Below are 16258 nucleotides of genomic sequence, written 5' to 3'. Positions count from 1 at the left end.
GGAAGGCCCGGCGCGGCCGGCGCCGGCCGGACACGATGGTCCGGGGAGACGGACCCTATGCTGGCGCGCATGACGCTCGCTCCCGGCCTGCGCGCCCGGATTCTCATCATGGTCGAAACGTCGGACACCGCGGCGAAGGTCGGCAGCGGAGACGTCCCGGTACTGGCCACCCCCCGGCTGCTGGCCCTCGCCGAACAGGCCACCGTCCAGGCGGTCGCCGGAGCCCTCGGCCCCGGGCAGACCTCCGTGGGCACCAGGGTCGCCCTGGAGCACCTGGCGGCCAGCCCGGTCGGCACCCACGTCGAGATCGCCGCGGAGCTCACCGAGGTGGACGGCCGCCGCCTGGCCTTCGCCTTCACCGCCCGCGACCGGCGCGACACCGTCGTCGCCACCGGCACGATCGAGCGGGCGATCGTCGACCGCGAGCGCTTCCTCGCCAGAGCCGCCCGCTGACCGCCCGCGGCCCCCTACTCGATCACCGCGATGACGTCGCCCTCCTGGATGACGTCCCCCTCGGCCACCTTGAGCTGGACGACGACGCCGTCATCCTCCGCGATGACCGGGATCTCCATCTTCATCGACTCCAGGATGACCAGGGTGTCGCCCTCCTCGATGGTGTCACCCTCGGCGACGACGACCTTCCAGACGTTCGCCACCATCTCCGCGCGCACTTCAGCCACCGGAAACTCCCATTGCTCTCGTAGTACAAACGTGTCAGAGGGGCGCGTTCAGGCCCTCATGCGGGCCACCAGCCCGGTGTCGTAACCGCCGCCGACGAACTCGGGACGCGTCAGCAGCTCGGCGCAGAACGGCAGGTTGTTCTTGGGGCCCTCGACGAGGAAGGCCGCCACCGCCTTGCCCGCGCGCTCCAGCGCCTCGTCGCGGGTCTCGCCGTACACGCACAGCTTGGCCATGAGCGGATCGTAGAACGGTGTGACCGTGTTGCCGCCGGTGTAGCCGGAGTCCACCCGGACGCCCTCGCCGGACGGCTCCTCCCACACCGTGATCCTCCCGGGACCGGGGAAGAAGCGCTTGGGGTCCTCGGCGTACACCCGGAACTCGATCGCGTGGCCGCGCGGCGCCGGCGGCGGCTCGACAGCCTCGCCCGCGGCGATCCGCAGCTGCATCTCCACCAGGTCCACCCCGGTGACGAGCTCGGTCACCGGGTGCTCGACCTGCAGGCGGGTGTTCATCTCCAGGAACACGAAGTCCTGCCGGTCGGCGTCGACCAGGCACTCCACGGTGCCGGCGCCGAGATATCCGACCGCCTCGCCCGCCCGGACCGCCGCCGCCAGCATCCGCTCGCGCAGCTCCGGGGTGACACCGGGCGACGGCGTCTCCTCCACGACCTTCTGATGCCTGCGCTGCACCGAGCAGTCGCGCTCGCCCAGCGCGAGGACGGTGCCGTCGGCGAGACCGAGGATCTGCACCTCGACGTGACGGGCGCGCTCGACATAGCGCTCCAGCAGGATCGCCGGCGGCCCGCCGAACCGGGCGGCGGCCCGGGACGCCTGCTCGAACGCCTTGGCCAGGCCCGCCTCGTCGTGGGCGACGCCCATGCCGATGCCGCCGCCCCCGCCCGCGGCCTTCACCATGACGGGGTAGCCGATCCCGGCGGCGGCCGCCACGGCCTGGTCGAGCTCGGTGACCGGCTCGCGGGTCCCGGCGGCGACCGGCACGCCGGCGGCCTCCATGAGGTTCCGCGCGTTGATCTTGTCGCCCATCCGCTCGATCGCCTCGGGCGAGGGGCCGATCCAGGTCAGGCCCGCCTCGACGACGGCCCGGGCGAAACCGGCGTTCTCCGAGAAGAACCCGTAGCCGGGGTGGACGGCCTGGGCGCCCGACGCGCGGGCCGCCTCCAGCACCTTGCCGGCGTCGAGGTAGCTCTGCGCGGGATTGGCCGGGCCGAGGAGGATCGCCTCGTCGGCCTCCCGTACGAACGGCAGGTCGGCGTCGGCCTCGGAATACACCGCGACGGCCCGCAGGCCCATGCGCCGCACCGTGCGGATGATTCGCCGCGCGATTTCGCCGCGGTTGGCGACCAGAACGGACTCGAACACGTTGGTGGACCCCTTTCGACCGCTCCACCCTATGACCGTGGGCTCCGCACAACCCTTCGCCCGAAACCACCGATCACAGCGAGGCGATCTGTAGGAATTCCACAAATCCCTCAGGCGCGGTGCACCGGGACGTGCCTGCCGACGACCCGGGTCATCGCCTCGACGATCTCCGGGTCGTACTCGTCGCCGGCGCCGAGGCGGATCCGGTCGAGGGCCGCCGCGGCCCGGACCCGGTCGGTGGAACCCCCCACCAGGTCGTCGTAGGCGTTGGCCGCCTTGATGATCCGGCTGGCCTGCGGCGGGTCCTCCGCGCAGGAGTCGCACTGGCGGCGGACCGTCTCGGCCACCCGGTCCAGCACCCCGGTCTGCCGGATCACCTCCGCCCCCAGCTCCGCGATGCGCCGGGCCTGCCCGCGGTCGGTGAGCACGGTGGCCCCGCCGGGGATCGGGTCGCGCAGCGAGAGCTGGCCGATGTCGTGCATGAGCGCGGCGTACTCCAGCTCCAGCAGCTCGGGCTCGGCCATGCCCAGCTCCCGGCCGATCGCCACCGCCATCCGGCTCACCCGATGGGAGTGACCCGGCTCGACGTACCCGCCGACCTCGGTCACCCGCGCCAGCGCCCGGACCGTCTGCAGGTACGTCGCGCGGATCCCCGCGTACTTGCGGAAGGCGACCTGGGTGACCAGCAGCGGCGCGGCGAAGACCAGCAGCGCGGCCATGCCCATGCTGTGCGAGGCCAGCGCGAGCAGGATGCCGGAGGCGGACACCGCCGACCACAGCGGCGCGGCCGTCCGCAGCTCGTCGCGGAGGACCACCCGGAAGGCCGCCCGGACCCGTTCGGCCCGCAGCACGGCGGCCAGCGCCACGTCCGCCAGCACCATCAACGCGATGAGCAGGGCCATCACCCCGAGCGGCGGCCACCAGCCCCCTCCCGGCCCCCGCGTCAGGCCGAACAGCCCGTCGGCCAGCGGCCGGTAGGCCAGGGCCAGCAGCCCGCCGGTGAACAGCCTGCGCGCCATCGCGTCCAGCTTCGGCGGACGGCCCACCGCCAGGTGCGGCAGCGCCCCGGCCGTCATCCCGACCGCGAGCACCGCGACGACCTGTAACGCCGGGTGCCGCGCCGGGACGTCGCCCATGTCCAGCAGCAGCGTGTAGCCGAGCGCCGCCGCCGCGCCGATCGGCGCCACCTCCCGATTGCCCGGCATGGTGAGCCTCGCCAGCTCCCCGACCGCGATCAGCGCGCCGAACCCGACGGCGGTCTCCGGGTCGGTCAGCCCCGCGGCGGCGGTGTGCGCCACACCCGCCGCTGCCAGCACCCCGGCCACGCAGACCAGCAGGAACCGGACCGAGTCGAACCTGCGCAGGAGCCGGGCCGCCGCGCCGACGGCGGGAGAACCCGCCGCCCGGCGGCTCACCGCTCCGCGCGGGATGGTCGCGTCCGCCTTCTCACTCGCTGCGCTCGCCCGGCGGCTCACCGCTCCGACACCACCTGGATCGGGGCCGTGGGGTCGTCGTGGTCCTTGGTGACGGTCTGGGACGCGTCCGCCGGGAGCGGGACGACCTTGCGCGGCGGCTCCCAGCCGTCGCGGTCCACCGCCCTGACGAACGCCGCGACCATCACGGGGTCGAACTGGGTGCCCGCGCCCTTGCGCAGCTCGGCCACGGCCTCCCCCACCGGGCGGGCGCCGCGGTAGGAGCGGTCGGAGGTCATCGAGTCGAAGGCGTCGGCCACCGCGATGATCCTGGCGAACTCCGGGATCTCGTCCCCGGCCAGCCCCATGGGGTAGCCCCTGCCGTCCTGCCGCTCGTGGTGGTGCATGATCCCGGCGAACGCCTCGTCCAGGAAGTCGATGCCCCGCACGATCTCCAGCCCGCGCATGGGGTGGAGCTGGATGGCCGCGAACTCCTCCTCGGTGAGCGGCCCCTCCTTCTGCAGCACCTTGGTCGGCACGCCGAGCTTGCCGACGTCGTGCAGCATCCCCGCGTAGCGGATCGCCCGGAGCCGCTCGGGACCCATGCCGATCTCCTCGGCGATCATCCCCGAGGCGAGCGAGACGCGGGTGCAGTGCCCGCGGGTGTAGTAGTCCTTGGTCTCCACCGCCTGGCAGAGCGCGGCGATGGTGGCGTCGTAGGCGCGCTGCTGGGCGAGGTACTGGCCGAAGGCCCACCGGGCGACGAACAGCGGCAGCAGCACCAGCACCGCGGAGATCGAGTTCACCGTCGTCCACAGGCCGGCGATCAGCAGCCCGAAGGTCGCGTAACCGAGGTAGGAGACCAGGAACTGCGCCAGGCCGCGCAGCGGCACCTGGTGGGCCTGGCCGGTCGTCACGAGCACGACCGCGATCAGGACGAAGTTGAGCGGCACGAACGCCGCGGCGGCGCCCGCGAACGGCACGATCAGGTCGTCGAACCCGGCGATGGACGGGATGACGGGGTGGCCGCCCAGCAGCCGCTTGTAGACCCAGCCCGCGACGAACCCGCAGATCGCGAACTGGGCGCCGTTGAACAGCCGCTTGACCAGCGGCAGCCCCGGCCGGACGCTGAAGACCGCCGTCATGCCGACGAGCGCCGCGCCTTCGGGGCCGACGAGGACCACCGCGGCGAGCGCGGCCGAGAAGCTGACCGAGACCGCGGCCTGCCGGACGTTCAGAAGCGTGGGAACCGACTCGCAGACCAGGAACAGCAGGGCCAGCACCAGCAGCGTGGACCAGTCGAGCGGTGCGAGCCGGGCGCTCACCAGCACGCTGTGACCGATCAGCGCCCACGCGGTTCCGATGACCGCGACAAGGTAGACCTTGGCAAACCACGGCAGTCCACGCAAAGCAGCCACCCTCGGTTCTACGGGCGCGTGCTCAGGTCCAGGAGATCCCCGGACGCACCGGGCCGACCGTTTCCTTCAACATGCGCTGCCTCCACGTTGGTATCCGCGACTCAGGCTACAGAAGCGCGTGAGGCCCCGAGGGGAGGAGCGGGAATCGCAAGCAAAGCGTAACCAATTCATCACCACGAGCCACGGACATGAGTCGTGCTCAGAGAGTCGCCTGACGAGCCCTTGCCCAGGCGACCGTGGCCTTCAGCCCGGTCGCGCTACAGCCGCGACGGCAGCATGATAGACCTGCACAACATGCAGTCGTACGGCGGGCAGGACATCGTCCGTTCGCCCATCAAGCTCGGCGACGTCTACCCCGCCATGGTGGTCCCCAGCGGTAGCAGCCGCACGCATGCGAGCGCCCCGCTCCTTCCCACCGTGGAAGGGGTGGGGCGCTTTTATGTTGCTTCAGTTCCGTCTACACGGCAAGGCTAGAGGCAGCGTATTGGGCAGTGAGCCAATCGACTTGAGCGCCTATACCGGTGTGCAGGTTGGCGCTGGGGGCCCAGCCGAGGAGCTTCCGCGCGGTGGACGAGTCTGCACATGTGGCAGGGACGTCGCCGCTGCGAGGGTTGGTGATGTGGACGTTGATGGTCCGGCCCGTGATCTTTTGAGCGTGGTCGAGGATGTCGTTGAGGCTGGCGCTGGTACCGCCGCCGACGTTGATGATGGAGCTGGGCAGGTAAGCGGTGGCGGCGGCGATGGTGGCGCTGACTGCATCGTCGATGTAGGTGAAGTCGCGGCGCTGGTTGCCGTCGCCGTAGATGGACACCTTCTGGCCGGTCATGGCGGCGGTCACGAGCCGCTGGATGAACATGTCCTCGCGCTGGCGCGGGCCGTAGACGGTGAAATATCGCAGGGCCACCACGGTGGTGTCGCAGTCGGGGCGGGCAGCATGGGCCAGGCAGAGCTGTTCTTCGGCGAGTTTGGTGACGGCATACGGAGAGGCCGGACGCGGCCGGTCGGTTTCAGCGCTGGGGCTGCCGTCGGTGGCTCCGTAGACGCTGGAGGAGGAGGCGACGACCAGGCGAGGAGTGTGCAGCCGTGTGGCGGCGCGCATGAGTCGCTGGGTGGCGCTGATGTTGGATGCCACGTAGTCGTCGAAGTCGGCTCCCCAGGAGGGGTGAACGCCGGGGATGCCCGCCAGGTGGAAGACGACGTCGGCGTCCAGCAAGAGCGGTTCGATGGCGCAGGTGCGCAGGTCGCCGGGGATGAAGATGAAACCGGGCTGGTGGAGGATGGCGGCGAGATTGATCGCCGCGCTCTGGTGCTGGTCAGGACTGTGCCGATCGACACCGATGACGCCGACACCGAGGCTCAGCAAGGTCTGGCAGAGGTGGGAGCCGATGAACCCGGCGGCGCCGGTGACGACGGCCCGTCTGAGCGGGCCACGCGAGCTATCAGCGGTGGCCATTGTGAGCATGGAGTCCTCCGGTCAACGTGAGGGAATGAGGCCGCCCAGGTGGCGGCGGGTGTAGGACTCGCCGACGTCGGGGTCAGCGGTGCAAGTTCTCCAGGGCGGGGCGGACGGTCGGCCACGGATGCCGGTAGCCGCCCCTGCCGAGGTAGGGCAGGGTGAGCAGGTGGTGCAGGTCGGCGTAACCGATGAACCGGGCGAGCGGTACAGGTGTCAGGCCGGCGTCGGCCAGGGGCTGGTTGTAGCTGGTCAGGGCGGTGGTGAAGCTTTCGGGCGGAATTGAGCCGTGCGTCATGGCCACGGTGACCAGCAGCTTGGCCAGGTCGTAGCCGAAGGGGGCCAGCGTGAGATCGTCGAAGTCCACCATGACCGGCTCACCGCTGGCGGTGATGAGCACGTTGCGGGGGTTGGTGTCCTTGTAGAAGGCCGCCGGGGCGTCAGGATCGGGCTCCAGGAGCGGCTGGAGAGCGGCCAGCTCGTCGGAGGTGGCCAGGCCCGCGTGGTGACGACGGCGCAGCGCCGCCACCCGCGGGGAGACGAAGTCCGCCAGATCGCCCCCGCCGGGCAGCGGGTGCGCGGTGGTGAGGCGGGCCCGGTGCAGGTCGCTCGCATAGGCGGCGGCGTGGGCGTGGCCCAGCGCGGCGGCCACGGTGGGTACGTCGGCCAGGAGAGCGTGACGGCCGTTGATGAAGGCGAAGTCGATGTGGCCGGCGCGGAGGGCCACGATGGGCGGCAGCCGAAGCGACGGGGCGTGTTCGCTGAGCCAGGCATGGTGGGCGACGGCCCGTTGGAGTTTCTCCGGTGTGGAGTAGGGCTTGGTGAAGGGCGCGGGGCTCATGCGTGATCACCTCGCGTGGCGGTCAGATAGGTGATGGTGGAGGTAGCCAGCACCGGCTCGTCAGGGACCGCCGCGCGCAGCGCCGCGGCGATCACATCCGGGTCGCCGGCCATGGCGGACGGCAGCGTGTACTTAGGAGTGGTGGCCAGGTAAGCGGCCACGTGATCCAGGCCCGCGAAGACGAACCGGTGCTCTTCATGCTCGATACGCCCGATCCGCAGGAAGGGCGCGGTGAGGTCGGCGAGGTTGCCGCCGTGTGCGCTCTCGTACAGGCTCGGCCGCTGCGCTGCGTGGGGGTCAAGTCCTGCGGCGGCCACCAGGTGGTCGAGGGAGCGGTAGCTGTCGGCGGACTTGGTGACCAGAATGGCGGCGCCCCCCGGGGTGAGGATGCGGGTGATCTCGGCGATGACCGGGCGCGGGTCGGGCGCGTGGTAGAGGCAGAACGCAGCCACCGCCAGGTCGCAGGATGCCTCCAGAAGCGGCAGATGGTGAAAGTCGGCGCGCAGGTAGGTCACCGCGGTGTGGGCGTCCGGCGGCTGTGCGGCGCTGATGCGGGTGCGGGCGGCGGCCAGCATCGCCGGTGAGGCGTCGATGGCCAGAAGCTGCCGCGGCTGAACAGCTTCAGCCAGGACGCGGCCGCTGGTGCCACGGCCGCAGCCGATATCAGCGATCACCGCCTGCCGCGGGGCGGTCAGATGGTCGGCGGCCAGGTCAGCGATGACGTCGGCGACGGGCCGCCCCTGGGTCTTGGCGCGGTGCAGGGCCGAGGTGCGAGCGGCCAGGCGGGAGCCGTCGTGGTACAGGCTGGAGGCATCCGGTCCGGTGAAGGCGTTGCCGGTCGTCACGGGCGCCACCGGCCCGCATCACCATCACCCCGGCGGGTCAGCGGCCGGCGGCCACCTGCTCCAGCCAGCGGCGCGTCTGAGCGCGGCTGGTCAAGAACACCACCTGCTTGCCCGCGGCGAACTCGTTGATCTTCGCCAGCACCTTGGGCCGCATCCGCCGCCGGTAGGTGGCCACGTAGCGGATCACCCCCCAGTGGATGCGGTTGTAGACGCCGGAGGTGTGCTGGCCGGCTCCGTGCCGGGCCTGGCGGGAGAAGATCCCCCACAGTGCCGCCCTGGTGGGCACGTCCATCATCACCACGGTGTCGCACGCCGCTAGCCGGACGTGTAGCGAGGAGTTGTAGTTGCCGTCGATGACCCAGCGCGGCGCCGAGACCAGCTCGCGCTGGGCGGCTTCGAACTTCTCCGGCGGCAGTGAGTTCCACTCGTCGCCGTAGAAGATCGCGTCCAGGTGCGTGACCGGCGCGCCCAGCAGGCGGCCGAGTTCGCGGGCCACGTGGGATTTTCCGCTGCCCCCGGACCCGACGATGGCCACCCGGTTCATCTGCATGGTCTTCCACGATAGTCGGAGCAGGCAGGGAGGGTAGGGCGGTGACGCAGTCGCTCATCCGCCGGAAGGGAAGGAGCGCCGGAGTAGCGGTCATGAGCGCGCTCCGGACGGTCGGCGGGCCGAGCGGTTGACGACGAGGTCAGCCAGGATCGCCTCCAGCGTCCGGAGCTGGTGGCTGAGCCGGAACATCTCCAGCTTGGCCAGGCATGCCGCGATCAGGTCGGCGTGCCGGCCGGTGCCCGCGATGGTATACAGCCGGTGTACTGCGGCGATGACGTCGGCTCCGTCGCCGATGATCAGCTCCTCGGGGACGAACTCCTCCACGTGGGAGATCGCGGAAGGCGCCAGCGGTATGCACCCGGCCACCACCGCCTCGAAGATCCGCTGCGTCATCTGCCCGGCGGCGGCGTAACGGTCCGGTAGCAGCAGCACCGTGGCCAGGCTTTCGCCGTACATCCGGCCGACCTCGGCGAACGGCACCCGGCCGATGAAGTTCACGTCGGGCCAGGGGCGGGTGTCGCGCCATTTCCCGGCTACCTGATGCGGCAGGCGGGCCGCGGCCGGGGCGAAGTAGGCGGCGAACGCCTCGTCGCGGTCGTACTGGTTGCCGACGTAGCAGAGCGGGTAGGGCCGCGCCCGAGCTGCCAGTGCCGCCGGGTCGGCCGCTTCCAGCACGGCATCGTCCAGCGGGAACAGCAGCGAGCGGGCGCCCGCGGTCGGGGCGAGGGCGGCTTCGCACACGACGACGCCGGGCCGGTTCCGCCATGGGCTGTTGCCGGGTAGCTGCCGGTCCTTGTCCCAGATCACCGTCGGTGTCGCCCGGATGATCGTGTAGCGGTCCATGAGCTCCTGCTGGCGGTGCAGGTCGCAGGTGTGCAGCGCCGTCCGGCACGGGGTGGTGTTACGGCCGGGGATGGGCCAGCGCCATTCCAAAAACAGCACGTCGATCGCGGGGAACCCGTCGTCGAAGGTGGAGTGGCCGCCGAGATCGTCACCGGCCTCCAGCCGGTCCCGGTCGGCCTGGAGAAAGATCACCCGGTGTCCGGCGGCGATCAGCGCGTCGATCAGGGGACGTCGGTGGCTGCGCCCGCCATCGGGAGTGTCGGTGATCCCGGGACCGAGGAAACCCCAGAAGCTGTAGCCGATGATCACTTGGTCACCCACCTGCCGTCGAGCAGCAGGGCGTCCAGCCCCGAGGAGGCCAGGCAGTCCAGCGCCATGTCCGGGGTGCCGCAGATCGGCTTGCCCTTGACGTTGAGGGAGGTGTTGATCAGCACGGGGACGCCGGTACGGCGGGCGAACGCGGTCAAGACGGCGTGCATGAAGGGGTTGCCGTCCTTGGTGACGGTTTGCAGGCGGGCGGTGCCGTTGGCGTGCACGATCGCGGGGATCCGCGTCCGCGCCAGGGCGGTCACTCCGGAGGCCATCGACATGAACGGCGCCTCCTGGCCGAGGGTGAAGTAGTCGGCGGCGTGCTCGGCGGCCACCATCGGCGCGAACGGCCGGAACGGCTCCCGGAACTTCACCGTGTCATTGAGCCGGGCAACCACGCCCGGCTCCAGGGGGGAGGCGAGGATCGAGCGGTTCCCCAGCGCCCGCGGGCCGGCCTCGACGCGGCCCTGGAACAGGCCGACGATCCGGCCCTCGGCGAGCTGGGCGGCCAGGAACTCGGCGGGATCACCGTCCACCGGAAGCTCGGTGAGCTGTGGCCAGCGCGCGAGGTCGAGCCGATGACCTGTGAAGGACGGTCCGAGATAGCAGGCACCTGCGATCCCCGACAGCGGCCGCGGGCTCGTCTCAAGGTGGACGGCCGCGGCCGCGCCGATCGCCGTGCCGGCGTCGCCGGGCGCGGGCGGCACGAACACCTCCTCGAACAGCCCTTCCTCGATGATCTTTCCGATGGCGACGCAGTTGGTGGCCACGCCCCCGCCGACGCACAGCCGCCGCTCCCCGGTGCGTAGCCGGGCGAGCTTGGCCAGGTGCAGCATCACCTGCTCCGTGCGTTCCTGAAGGGCGGCGGCCAGATCCCGGTGAACCTGCGTGATCGGCTCGTCCGGCGCCCGGCGCGGACAGGTGCGCGCCGCGAAGGGGTCCGTCAGCCGGAGATAGGCCGACGACAGCACGCGCACGGCGAAGAACGCCGGGTTCAGCGCGAATCCGGTGTCGGTGATCGGGATCGCCCGCTGGAACAGGGCGCGGAATCGAGCTGGATCGCCGAGCGCGGCCAGCGCCATCACCGTGCCCTCTTCGTCGCCGCGCCGCCACCCCAGATGCATGGTCACCGCGCCGTAGGCGTAGCCGAGGGAGGCCGGATCATGCAGCGCGTACACCGGATCCACAGTCGGCCGGCCGGGCTGGGCCAGGCGTCCCACGGCGATGGTGGTGGTCTGCGTCTCACCGAGGCTGTCCACCACCAGGACGGCCGCGCTCGACCAGCCGGAGGCGGCGAAGGCGTACATCTGGTGAGTGCGGTGATGCAGCAGCGGCCGCACGCGAGCGCGTGGGAAGCGGCGGCCGAGCTCGCGGGCGCGGCCGAGGGTACGCGCCGCGACCCGGGCGAAACTCGCCGCTCTCGGGATCGCTCTGCCACTCGTGGCCGGATGCGTCAGCATCGTCAGGGCACCCGCCGCGGCGGGCAGGTAGCGCGGCCCGTGGAAGTTGTAGGCCACGTTGGTTACCTGGCTGGCGCTGATCGCGGTTTCCCTCAGCAGCCAGCCGATCGCCCGCTCGGGGTAGGCGCGGGTGTGCTTCACCTGCGACAGCCGTTCTTCTTCCACGAACCCGACCAGCTCACCGTTGACGAGGAGAGCCGCAGCGGAGTCGTGGGTGTAGGCGCACAGGCCGAGCACGATGGCGGGAGCGCCGCCGGGGGTGCGCAAGAGCGGGGTCATACGGTCACCACCGGCGTACCGGCACGGGCCCGCAGGTGGGTGTACCAGGCGCGTAGTCCCTCTCCGAGCGGTCCGTCGATCTCGTCGGCCGCCTGGGCGGCCTGGTCGCGGTCACTGTTCTTCCATTTCTGGTAGCTGGCCAGCACGGCAGCCATCCCATCCCACCCGGCGTGCCCCCCCCCCCCCACCGGCAGGCCCACCTGGACTGCGGTCAGCAGTTCACCGAAGCCCTCCCAGGAGGTGGCCACCAGCGACTCCATGACCGCGGCCGGACCGGCCGGTGCGACGGCGGCGGCTTTTTCCATGTCGTGCTCGTACAGGTGCAGCGAGTCCACGTGATGGCGGTAGGTGCCGAGTTCGGCTCCGAGCCATCCGGCCACCAGTTCGTGCAGCACGGTCGCCGTGAACATGTCGTACGGCAGCCCCAGCCACAGGTCGTTGCTGCGCATCGTCGTCACCATGTCCAGGCGGTCGCCGCGAAGGTGGAAGCGGTAGCCGAGGGTGCAGGGCACGTCGCGGTGGCCGCCGGCGTCGCGGGCCGGGTCGTAGAGCTGGATGACTGCTCGTCGGGAGTCCGGGTCGCCGCGCAGTGTGGCCAGAACCTGGGCGAGCTGGTCCACGTGCCCGTCCCAGCGCCGCATGCGCGGCCCGTATGCGCCGCGCAGGATGCCGTCGTCCTCGGCGAACTGCCGTAACCGGCTGTTGTAGTCGTAGATCCATGGGGCGTCGGACCCGGAGAGGATCCATACGCATTCGGCTACGGCGAAGGCGGTGTTCAGCACCCTTGCGGGCGATGGGGGAAGCAGCCGGGCGCGAGGTTCGTGGAGCAGCAGCCGCACGTCCAGGAGTTCACGGGTGGCCATGTCGCGCGGGCTGACCTTCTCTCCTCGCATGGTGATCTTTACTGCGCTGGTGAACAGGTCGGTGATGGTGTCGCCGGAGATGGTTGTCACTGGTGCTCCCCTTTCTGGCAGGAGGAATAGAGGTGGCGGGGCAGCCGCTGAGAGCGGTCTGTGGGGCGCCCCGCCGCGGCCGGGGGCAAAGGACACCCCCTCCTCGCCCGGGTTCCGGCCGCTTCTACTGCTCGCGACCCATTGAGCACTTCGCGTCGTCGCGCGCGGGAGGTTGGGACGCGGCGGCCACGCTGATACCCGGCTCCACGTGGCCGCCGCGCGTTCACGCCGCGCCCTTCACGGGTGAAATAGGGACGCGGCGTCCGCGCCTACGAGAGCTTGACCGCCTTCCGCGCACGCCTCCAGGAAGAGGTGAAAGGCCGGGCGTTTCGTGGTCGCGGGGCGGTACCTGGCGGACCTCTCCGGTCGCTCCGGATGCGGGCGTGCCGATGGGGATAGAGGTCCGCCAGGAGTCGAGTACGACATCGCCCATCTTGGCGATCAATCCGTGCATGGTAGGCGACTCGGCGCAGGGGCACATGATGGAGTCGGCCATGTGCCACGCAATGAAGACCCGCGTGTAGGGGAGCCACATGATGAGCCAAGCGGGGAAGAACTGCTGGCGTTGCGCGGCTTCTTCGACGCGGTGAGTGTCATACCGGGGCCGCATCGCGGTCCCTCCCTTCGATGAGCGCGGCCGCCAGGAAGGTGATGCGGCCGGTGGCCAGCAGCTCGGGCAGGGGGACGGATCGCAGGTCGCGGTACTGCTTGGCGAGCCGGTCAGCGGCGGTTTCGACGCTGTGGGCGTAGGTTTTCAGCGGCTTGTGGCGAGTGCTTCGAGCGTTAGGGATGGTCCACCAGATGACGGACTCGACGTGGGCGACGAGTCCGTAGAACACGGACACGACGACACCCTGGGGCAGGTTGTGTACGTCGGCGGGGATGTTGTGGCGGGTGATGAGCAGGCCGACCAGGTGCGCGGCCGCGGTCAGGGCTTGCTCGTGCTCGTTGGGTGAGGTTGTCGCGGTGGTAGGGGTCAGGCCCGCCTGGTGACGGCCGGGCATGCGGGAGTTTCCGATCATGAGGTCACCTGCCGGGCGACCTCAGCCTTCAGAGCGTCGAAAGTGTCGACGTCCACGGTGATTTCGGCGCCGGCGCGCAGCGCACCTCGGGGGAAGGCTTCCCGGCGGACAGCCCAGAGGCGGCCCTTGTCGCTGAGGATCAATCGCCAGCCAGGGATCGCCGGGCCGGGCATCGTGGATCTAACATCCATCATGGATCGGACCTCCATCCGATCAAGGACCCGGCCGGTCGTCGGACGCGCCGGGCGGGTCCGCCTTGTACAGGGAGAAAGGCGTTCGGGGCACGCCGTACATAAGGGATGGCTGCGGGTGCAAAGCAGCCCTGACCTCACGCGCTCCACAAGGCATCGGCCGTCATCCGCCTTTGCGCCGAGAAATGACAGCGGCATTTCAACTGAGAAGGGCCCGAGTAGCAGAGCGGTGCGCTCGTCGTCCACGCTGCCCAAATTACGGAGACCAGGGCACGTTGCGCATGGGGTCAAGGTCCGCAGGGTGGTCAAAGTGATCAAAGATCGTTTGCTGGGTTCGGAGCGCGGGGCTTCTGGTCATTCGCCTTAAGAACGTCGATGCTGGCGACTATGGTGATCAGTGCAGCACGAGAGTCGGTATTGCCGCAGGCGCAGAGTGATCAAATCGGTCAAAGATCCATTTGGCATGCGGAGGCGCATCATGGCGCGCGAACGAAACGAGCAGCTTGCCGTGCTCATTCAGGAGGCGGGCTGGTCGCGGGCGCAGGCCGCGAACGCGTTTAACCGTGTCGCGCAGGAGAGCAATCTGCCCGATTACGCGTGCATCGGCCGTTCCCACGTCAGCATGTGGGTCTCGGGGACGAAGCCGTCAGGCGCGGCACCCATAATCTTGTGTCAGGCACTGTCCCGTCGTCTGAAGCGTGTCGTCACACCAGATGAGCTCGGGTTCACAGTTCCCAATGCGCCGGCGCAGGAAGCATTGGAGTGGCGCACCGACCCGTTGATCGCGCTGACTGACCTGGGGAGAACGGACGTGGACGCAAAGCGGAGAGGTCTTCTGACGGGCGCGGTGTACTCAGTGGCCGCCCTCGCCCTGCCAGGCGAGGGATGGTGGGAGAAGATGGCTGGGCAGCCGCCCGCGCCGACGAAGCATCAGCGCGTTGGGCGCGGTGATGTGGTGACGGTTCAGGAGCTCACTGCGGCCTTCTCTCGGATCGACCAGCGGCGTGGTGGCGGTCACGGCAGGAAAGCGCTGGTGCAGTACTTACAGTCGGACGTCGCTACCTTCCTGCACGGAACGTTCCCTGATGAGCAGGTACGGCTCGACATGTTCTCTGCCGCCGCAGAGCTGGCTTACCTGTCAGGTTGGATGGGGTTCGACAACGGCGAGCATGCTCTGGCACAGCGGTATTTCATCTTGGCTGTGAAGCTAGCCGCCCATGCTGCCAACGCGTCGCTGATCGGTCACATTCTGCGTGCTATGGCACATCAAGCCATCGACCTCGGGTTCTTCGCGCAGGGCCTCGACTTGTCAGTAGCCTCCATGCAAAGCCGACGCTACGCCATGGCCACGCCCCGGGAGCGGGCGCTGCTCGGTGTCGTTCATGCTCGCGCTCTGGCCGCGAGCGGCAGTAAGCAGGCCGCAGCCAAGGCACTGCTGAGAGCTGAAGACGATCTCGCCTCAGCCAGTGCGGGCATCGAGGAACCGCAGCGCACGTTCTTCTTCGGGGAAGCCTCGCTGGCGCATGAGACCGCATGTACTTTGCGGGATTGCGGTGACCACCAGGGCGCCATCCGCCAGTTCCGACGCAGCGTCCGGACCCGAGGAAGCGCCTTCCGCCGCACGCACGTAGTGACGCTCGGGTACTTGGGAGCGACGCAGGTTGCCACCGGCGGCGTGGAAGAGGCGTGTGCCACCTGGAGCACCGCTCTGGACGCGATGGAGGAGGGCATCTACTCGGGGCGGGCACGGCAAGCGGTCGTTGACATGCGTAACCTTCTTTCTCCGTACCGGCGCCGCGGTATATCGGCGGTCGCTGAGTTGGACGCGCGAGCTGCTACGTGCTTGACCCACGTAGGTTGGTCTCGTCACGAGTCACGATGAAGGGATGAGGGCAAGCGCATGGCACAGTCGCTGGAGATCAAGCCCATCGGCGTCGTTGTCGGCGGACGCGCTGAGCCGACCGACGATCATTGGGGTGGAACGGCGATCATCCGTCTGAACCCAGACTTTCCTGTCGAGGTTGTCCAGGGACTTGAGGAGTTCTCTCATCTGCTGGTCGTCTGGCACTTTCATCAGGCGAAGCCTGATGATGTCGCTCTGCACGCTCGAAGCCCACGCAATGACCCCAGATGGCCGACTACGGGAACTTTCGTGCATCGTAACCATCGGCGGCCGAATCAGCTCGCGCAGTCCTTCCCGCGGCTTTTGAAGGTTGATGGTTTGGATTTGCATGTGACCGACTTGGATGCGATCGACGGTAGCCCTGTCTTTGACCTTGCGCCGTATTTCAAGGAGATGGGGCCGCGCGGTGAAGTGCGTGAGCCCAGTTGGCCGAGTGAGATGCTCAAGGATTACTGGGATGGTGCACAGAACTGATTCTCTCGCTGAAGGGTTCGCCGTGTGGCCGTCGCGGAACCGGTAAGGCGTGAGGCCTACTCATGCGAGAGGTTTCCTCTCATAGGACCCGTTCATCCTCGTGTCGTCGAGGGTGGGCGGGTCCTTTTCGTGTTCCCAGCGTGCTCCAGAGTTGGGAGTTACAGGGCCAAGCCGTGCTCGACGAGGCGGACCCGCAGCGGATTCGCCAGGCTGCGCACCAACTCGACGGCGCGGCCGTGCTCGTC

At 69.5% G+C, this 16258-nt stretch carries 16 protein-coding genes; 3 read left to right on the top strand and 13 right to left on the bottom strand.

Features of this window, described 5'->3' with window-relative positions:
* Positions 1 to 69 precede the first annotated feature (69 nt).
* Positions 70 to 453 (top strand): hotdog domain-containing protein, encoded by a 384-nt coding sequence (locus AB0D67_RS15755; protein WP_362934904.1) that lies wholly within the window; start codon positions 70 to 72, stop codon positions 451 to 453.
* Between the two features lie 14 nt (positions 454 to 467).
* Here the strand turns inward: AB0D67_RS15755 and AB0D67_RS15750 are convergent, their stop codons facing one another.
* The 13 genes from AB0D67_RS15750 to AB0D67_RS15690 form a co-directional block, all read right to left on the bottom strand.
* On the bottom strand, positions 468 to 680 hold the full coding sequence (locus tag AB0D67_RS15750; RefSeq protein WP_362934901.1) for a biotin/lipoyl-binding carrier protein: 213 nt from the start codon (positions 678 to 680) through the stop codon (positions 468 to 470).
* Positions 681 to 728: 48 nt separating this feature from the next.
* Positions 729 to 2060, bottom strand: coding sequence for a biotin carboxylase N-terminal domain-containing protein (locus AB0D67_RS15745; RefSeq protein WP_362934898.1), 1332 nt, complete (start codon positions 2058 to 2060; stop codon positions 729 to 731).
* Between the two features lie 110 nt (positions 2061 to 2170).
* On the bottom strand, positions 2171 to 3475 hold the full coding sequence (locus AB0D67_RS15740) for an HD domain-containing phosphohydrolase (RefSeq protein WP_362934895.1): 1305 nt from the start codon (positions 3473 to 3475) through the stop codon (positions 2171 to 2173).
* A 56-nt stretch (positions 3476 to 3531) separates the two neighbouring features.
* Positions 3532 to 4890: an HD-GYP domain-containing protein gene (locus tag AB0D67_RS15735; RefSeq protein ID WP_362934892.1), complete on the bottom strand. Its 1359-nt coding sequence runs from the start codon at positions 4888 to 4890 to the stop codon at positions 3532 to 3534.
* 457 nt (positions 4891 to 5347) lie between these two features.
* Positions 5348 to 6352, bottom strand: a complete 1005-nt coding sequence (locus AB0D67_RS15730; protein ID WP_362934889.1) for an NAD-dependent epimerase/dehydratase family protein — start codon at positions 6350 to 6352, stop codon at positions 5348 to 5350.
* A 73-nt stretch (positions 6353 to 6425) separates the two neighbouring features.
* Complete coding sequence (locus tag AB0D67_RS15725; RefSeq protein ID WP_362934886.1) at positions 6426 to 7184, bottom strand: phosphotransferase; 759 nt, start codon at positions 7182 to 7184, stop codon at positions 6426 to 6428.
* Positions 7181 to 8029 carry a class I SAM-dependent methyltransferase gene (locus tag AB0D67_RS15720; RefSeq protein WP_362934883.1) on the bottom strand — a complete coding sequence of 283 codons (849 nt, stop codon included), beginning with the start codon at positions 8027 to 8029 and terminating at the stop codon, positions 7181 to 7183. Before AB0D67_RS15720 ends, AB0D67_RS15725 begins: the two co-directional genes overlap by 4 nt.
* Positions 8030 to 8066: 37 nt before the next feature.
* The gene (locus tag AB0D67_RS15715; protein WP_362934880.1) at positions 8067 to 8579 is read right to left on the bottom strand and encodes a topology modulation protein; all 513 of its coding nucleotides are present in this window, start codon (positions 8577 to 8579) and stop codon (positions 8067 to 8069) included.
* Positions 8580 to 8669: 90 nt separating this feature from the next.
* On the bottom strand, positions 8670 to 9743 hold the full coding sequence (locus AB0D67_RS15710) for a hypothetical protein (protein ID WP_362934878.1): 1074 nt from the start codon (positions 9741 to 9743) through the stop codon (positions 8670 to 8672).
* Positions 9728 to 11470: a carbamoyltransferase C-terminal domain-containing protein gene (locus tag AB0D67_RS15705; RefSeq protein WP_362934876.1), complete on the bottom strand. Its 1743-nt coding sequence runs from the start codon at positions 11468 to 11470 to the stop codon at positions 9728 to 9730. The genes AB0D67_RS15710 and AB0D67_RS15705 overlap by 16 nt, the downstream gene beginning before the upstream one ends.
* Positions 11467 to 12423 carry a thymidylate synthase gene (locus tag AB0D67_RS15700; protein ID WP_362934874.1) on the bottom strand — a complete coding sequence of 319 codons (957 nt, stop codon included), beginning with the start codon at positions 12421 to 12423 and terminating at the stop codon, positions 11467 to 11469. The genes AB0D67_RS15705 and AB0D67_RS15700 overlap by 4 nt, the downstream gene beginning before the upstream one ends.
* A 593-nt stretch (positions 12424 to 13016) precedes the next feature.
* Complete coding sequence (locus AB0D67_RS15695) at positions 13017 to 13445, bottom strand: hypothetical protein (protein ID WP_362934871.1); 429 nt, start codon at positions 13443 to 13445, stop codon at positions 13017 to 13019.
* Complete coding sequence (locus AB0D67_RS15690) at positions 13442 to 13882, bottom strand: hypothetical protein (protein ID WP_362934868.1); 441 nt, start codon at positions 13880 to 13882, stop codon at positions 13442 to 13444. Before AB0D67_RS15690 ends, AB0D67_RS15695 begins: the two co-directional genes overlap by 4 nt.
* Positions 13883 to 14114: 232 nt before the next feature.
* On the opposite strand from AB0D67_RS15690, the gene AB0D67_RS15685 reads away from it, so the two are divergent.
* Both AB0D67_RS15685 and AB0D67_RS15680 read left to right on the top strand, forming a co-directional pair.
* Complete coding sequence (locus AB0D67_RS15685) at positions 14115 to 15518, top strand: hypothetical protein (RefSeq protein ID WP_362934865.1); 1404 nt, start codon at positions 14115 to 14117, stop codon at positions 15516 to 15518.
* A gap of 18 nt (positions 15519 to 15536) precedes the next feature.
* Positions 15537 to 16013, top strand: coding sequence for an SAM-dependent methyltransferase (locus AB0D67_RS15680; RefSeq protein ID WP_362934862.1), 477 nt, complete (start codon positions 15537 to 15539; stop codon positions 16011 to 16013).
* Positions 16014 to 16258: the final 245 nt, after the last annotated feature.

Origin of the sequence: Streptosporangium sp. NPDC048047, assembly GCF_040653115.1 — a bacterium.
In the GTDB taxonomy this organism is placed as follows: domain Bacteria; phylum Actinomycetota; class Actinomycetes; order Streptosporangiales; family Streptosporangiaceae; genus Streptosporangium.
Note: the sequence above shows the minus strand (reverse complement) of the source record. Positions and strands in the feature narration are given on the sequence as shown.